The organism is Candidatus Neomarinimicrobiota bacterium, from assembly GCA_034716895.1.
Lineage (GTDB): Bacteria > Fidelibacterota > UBA8477 > UBA8477 > JABMPR01 > JABMPR01.
Genome location: JAYEKW010000052.1, coordinates 1 through 4,577 on the forward strand (window position 1 = coordinate 1; position 4,577 = coordinate 4,577).

The 4,577-nt window shown below is 44.1% G+C and carries 4 protein-coding genes; all 4 read left to right on the plus strand.

The window, feature by feature from the left end; translation table 11 throughout:
• A partial coding sequence (locus U9Q77_03670; GenBank protein ID MEA3286460.1) for a 2-oxo acid dehydrogenase subunit E2 occupies positions 1-432 on the plus strand: 432 nt, incomplete at its 5' end.
• 271 nt (positions 433-703) lie between these two features.
• Entirely contained in the window at positions 704-1,609 is a 906-nt protein-coding gene (lipA, locus tag U9Q77_03675; GenBank protein ID MEA3286461.1) for a lipoyl synthase, read from the plus strand.
• Between the two features lie 502 nt (positions 1,610-2,111).
• Positions 2,112-2,672 (plus strand): TlpA disulfide reductase family protein, encoded by a 561-nt coding sequence (locus U9Q77_03680; GenBank protein ID MEA3286462.1) that lies wholly within the window; start codon positions 2,112-2,114, stop codon positions 2,670-2,672.
• Positions 2,669-4,577, plus strand: a 1,909-nt coding sequence (locus tag U9Q77_03685; GenBank protein MEA3286463.1) for a PEGA domain-containing protein, incomplete at its 3' end; no start/stop codon positions are given. The genes U9Q77_03680 and U9Q77_03685, both read left to right, overlap by 4 nt.

Below are 4,577 nucleotides of genomic sequence, written 5' to 3' on the forward strand. Positions count from 1 at the left end.
ATTGCTGTAGCAGTTGGTAATGGACTGGTGGTTCCCCCGGTTCGCAATGCTGAAGATAAATCACTATTACAAATCTCGGATGACATCTCAGAAATCGTAAGTAAGGCTCGCAACAAGAAACTGACCCTGGATGACCTCGAGGGAGCCACCTTCTCGATCACAAATTTTGGCGTATTTGGTAATCTGGCGGGCTATCCCATCATCAATCAACCCAATGTGGCTATTCTCGGTGTCGGCGCAATCAAGAAGAGGCTCGTGGTCATTGAAACTGTTTCTGGTGATGAAATTGCCATCAGGCAAATTTGCACCTTTACCCTGGGCTTTGACCATCGTCTGGTAGATGGTGCCATGGGTGGAAAATTTATTGAAGCCATTGTCAAGAACCTTGAAGCCGTTGACCCACTCAAAGCGCTTGCAGGGGTCTTGGGTTAGTATACTTCTTTTGTCTTTGCGAGGAGTGAAACGACGAAGCAATCTCAGGTGGTTGTTCTGGTAAGGATAACAGATCGCCACATTCGTACCTCATTCGCAAAGACCCAAAAGAATCGAGAGTATTTTTTTTGGCCACGAAGACACAAAACCACGAAGGCTTTTTTGTGTACCTTTGTGTCTTAGTGCCTTTGTGGCAATAAGGTTTTAATAAAAAAGAGGAAATAATGCCTAAACCTGTAATGGAACCATATCTACAATCTCTGTGTACTCTGTGGTTAAAAAGGATCGAGAGATAATGCCCAAACCAACCAAACCCCCCTGGCTGAAAACCAAATTGCGCAGTGGTCCCAATTTTCAGGATCTGAAACGTATTGTGGCCGACAATCAAGTCCACACGGTTTGTCAGGAAGCCAAGTGTCCCAATATTAGCGAATGTTGGGAGCGTCGTGCGGCCACCATCATGATCTTGGGAGATGTCTGTACCCGCTCCTGTGCTTTCTGTGCGATTAAGACAGGTCGACCATCAGCTGTAGATCAGGACGAGCCACGTCGCACTGCTGAGGCTGTTAAAAAGATGGGTCTTCATCACTGCGTGATTACCTCAGTTGATAGAGATGAGTTAGAAGACGGCGGCGCTTATATCTGGGCGGAAACCATCCGTCAGGTTCATGCTGAAGTTCCCGGTTGTACGATTGAGGTTCTCACTCCTGATTTTCAAGGTAAGGTAGATGATATCCAGACAGTCCTGGATGCTAAGCCTGAGATCATGAGTCACAATATGGAAACTGTAGAGCGGCTCCATCGCCATATCAGACCCCAGGCTCAGTATCAGCGTTCTTTGGATGTTTTAAGACAGTCAGTTGAAGCGGGGCTCCAGACCAAGACCTCTATCATGGTTGGGATCGGTGAAACCAAAGCTGAGGTCTTTGAACTCATGGATGTGATTCGGGAAACAGGTTGTCAGATATTCTCGCTGGGACAGTATTTACAGCCGACCAAAGAGCATGAGCCGGTCCATCGCTTTGTTCATCCCGATGAGTTTGCTGAGTACAAAGAATATGGTTTAAAGATTGGCTTCAATCATGTTGAATCCGGCCCCTTGGTGCGTTCTTCGTACCATGCTGACGAACAAGTTCTTCAGAACGAAATTCTTCACCCTCGGCAACCCACGACTTAAGTCGTGAGTTGCTTTCAAATGAAACAATCATTTTTATCCCGTAAAATGGTAGTTAGTGTCTGACAGAAAAGTCGACTTTCAGAAAATAATGTGAAAGAAAACGTTCAGTTTGCCCCGGCTTGGATCGGAGATGTATTCCGGGAGATTGTACAAGAAGGGATACTGGATGAAGTCCTTAATCAACCTGCCGAAAGCTTGTCGATAGCAAGTTTTTGCATGCTGTCTAACGGTGGATCAGGTAGTAGGCTGGAGAAATGATTACTTCAATACGTAGAGAGAAATGTTTTTCGGTTCAGTACCGGAATTCGATGAGATGCTTTCAGTCATTGAGACCTTTTAAAATGGATTTAATCAAACGACCATCCATGAGTAAATAAATTAAAAAAAATCGAAGAGTTTCAATCATGCCCTGGGTCAGTTTGAGGAATATCACAGCGTGCCGATATCCATTTGACATTGAAGACCTGAGACCTTATGTTAACTGATTACCCTAGGGGATATCATGATGCACAGTTTGTCTATTCACTCAACATTGCAGCGGTCTATTACCAAGTGGTTGGTATTGGCAATTGTGATAAATGGTGTAATACTTTACTCGTCTGAGCCTTTGTCAGATGCACCCTCATTCTATCTCACTGACCTCAAAGGAAATGACTTCTTTGCTTCGAAGGTATACGGGGAAAAGGCTAAAGATCCAAATGCAGTAGTACTAAGCTTCTTTGCCACCTGGTGTATCCCATGCCGAGCTGAAGTTCCTCAATTGGAAACACTTTCAACTGAGTTCCCCGAAATACAATTCTACTTAGTTTCTGTGAAGGATCAGCCGGCCAAGATCTTGCGCTGGCTTAATGATCTAAATGTTGAGTTACCCGTGCTGGTTGATAAGTATGGTCGAACTGCCAAGAAATTCAATGTCATTGGTGAAACTGAAACAGGTGCTGAAGTGGCTAGCCTACCATCTCTGTTCGTGATTAATAAAGCAGGTGAGATTGTCTATCAACATACCGGGTATAAACCTGGAGACGAAGAGACATTGAAGCAGATACTGGAGAATATTGATTGAAGGTTAAAGCACTCATAGTTTTACTTATTCTAAGCTCCCATACACTAGCAGCAGACAGAATAGCAATCCTAGACTTCCTGGGTGAAGGCGTTACAAACAGTCAAACAAAGACCTTTACGGATCGGGTGCGAAATGCTCTTGTTGGATACTCCCAATTTGAAGTGATGGAACGTGAGAAGTTCGAAGCCATCATGGAAGAACAACAGATGAATCTTTCTGGTATCTGCAATGAGGATTGCATTGTGGAGGTTGGTCAGATTGCCGGGGTTCAGTATATGGTTTCAGGTGATGTCCGAAGTCTGGGAAATACCATCTTTGTGGCAGCCAGGATCATAGACGTTGAGACTTCAAAACTAATGGCATCTCAGGACATCATAGTACCGAGCAACGATATTGGAGCTCTCTTAAAAGCTGCACCTGAGTTAGCTGATGCTATTATGCAGCAATTCGTGGAAAAGAAGGGAATCGCAGCAGGTGGGTTTCAAACAATTGTTGATGACTCTGAGCTAGGTAAGTTAAAACTATCTATTTCAGAATCTGGTATTCAGCTCATTATTGACGGACGATCCAGGGGTACAATCTCTCGTAAAGATATCATCATCCAACTTTCACCTGGACAGCATGACATCCAAATCATCAAAGATGGTTTTGAAACCGAGAAAACCACCGTTGCCATCCAGCCTAAACTCACCACGTCTAGAACAATGAACCTCAAGTCCACCGGAGAAGCCATTGAACAGTTGGTTGATTGGAGCTTTCTGACAATTACATCTACACCAGATCAGGCGATGGTAGTTATTGATGGTATTGAATATGGACAGACATTCTTCCAGGATAAGATTGCTCCTGGGAAACACACGATCCAGCTCACAAAACCATTGTACTATTCGGTAGTCAAAGAGATTGAGCTTGATCCAGGCGGTATGCTACCTCTTGATCTGAAGTTGAAACCTAACTATGGAAGTGTTACAGTCACTTCTGATCCTTCAGGTGCACGAATTATGTTGAATGACAGGCAGGAATTACAATCCACCCCTCATACAGTTACCCCGTTGCAATCTGGACAGTATGATCTAAGCATTTCTTTCCCAGACTATCGTGAACACACCCAAACAGTTACAATTAGTGATGGTGTTGAAACCAAGATAAACGCAATATTGATCCCGGCGTTTGGGTGGTTGAACCTTTCATCAAACCCCACAGGAGCACAAGTCCTAATCGATGGTCGTGATATGGGTACTACTCCCATTGAAGGTTATCGTTTACCTTCAGGTAATTATGTTCTATCTGTCAGGACTGAGTATTACAAAGAGTATCAACAGATGATTACTGTCGAGGATGGGAAGACTTTAACGCAGGATGTAGCCTTATTAGCCGATTTTGGGAGACTTTCAGTTCAAGGATTTCCAGAAGGTGCCAGAATTACTGTAGATGGTAAATTCAGGGGGAAAGTTCCCAGCATCATAGAACCTGTAAGTGTCGGATCCCACAAAGTGAAGATTGAAGCCGGTGAGCATTACAAATCCCATGAACAGGAAATCTTCATTGGCTTAAATGACATGGCGGGAATCCAGGTGAATCTTAAAGAGCTATCTGGCTCCCTGATTGCCTCTAGCAATCCACCGGGTGCGTCTATTATTGTAGATGGCAAGATCATTCGCACAGAAGGCAACAGTGTAGCAGTTACACCCTATACAATCCCAAAACTCTGGACTGGGAAACATGAGGTCACTTTCAAATTGGCTAGTTTTGCAGAATCGACTCAAACAATCACCATTCAGGAAGATAAGCGTGAAGTCTTACAGGTTAATCTGGACAAGTTGATCTATATTAAATCCCGGAAACAAGCGGTGTGGCGATCAGCTATACTGCCAGGGTTGGGACAATTTTATGCAGAAAGGCCAG

Bases quoted from the DNA above. Each gene is read 5' to 3' on its own strand.
- U9Q77_03680 (MEA3286462.1), top strand. From the start codon at position 2,112: ATGATGCACAGTTTGTCTATTCACTCAACATTGCAGCGGTCTATTACC.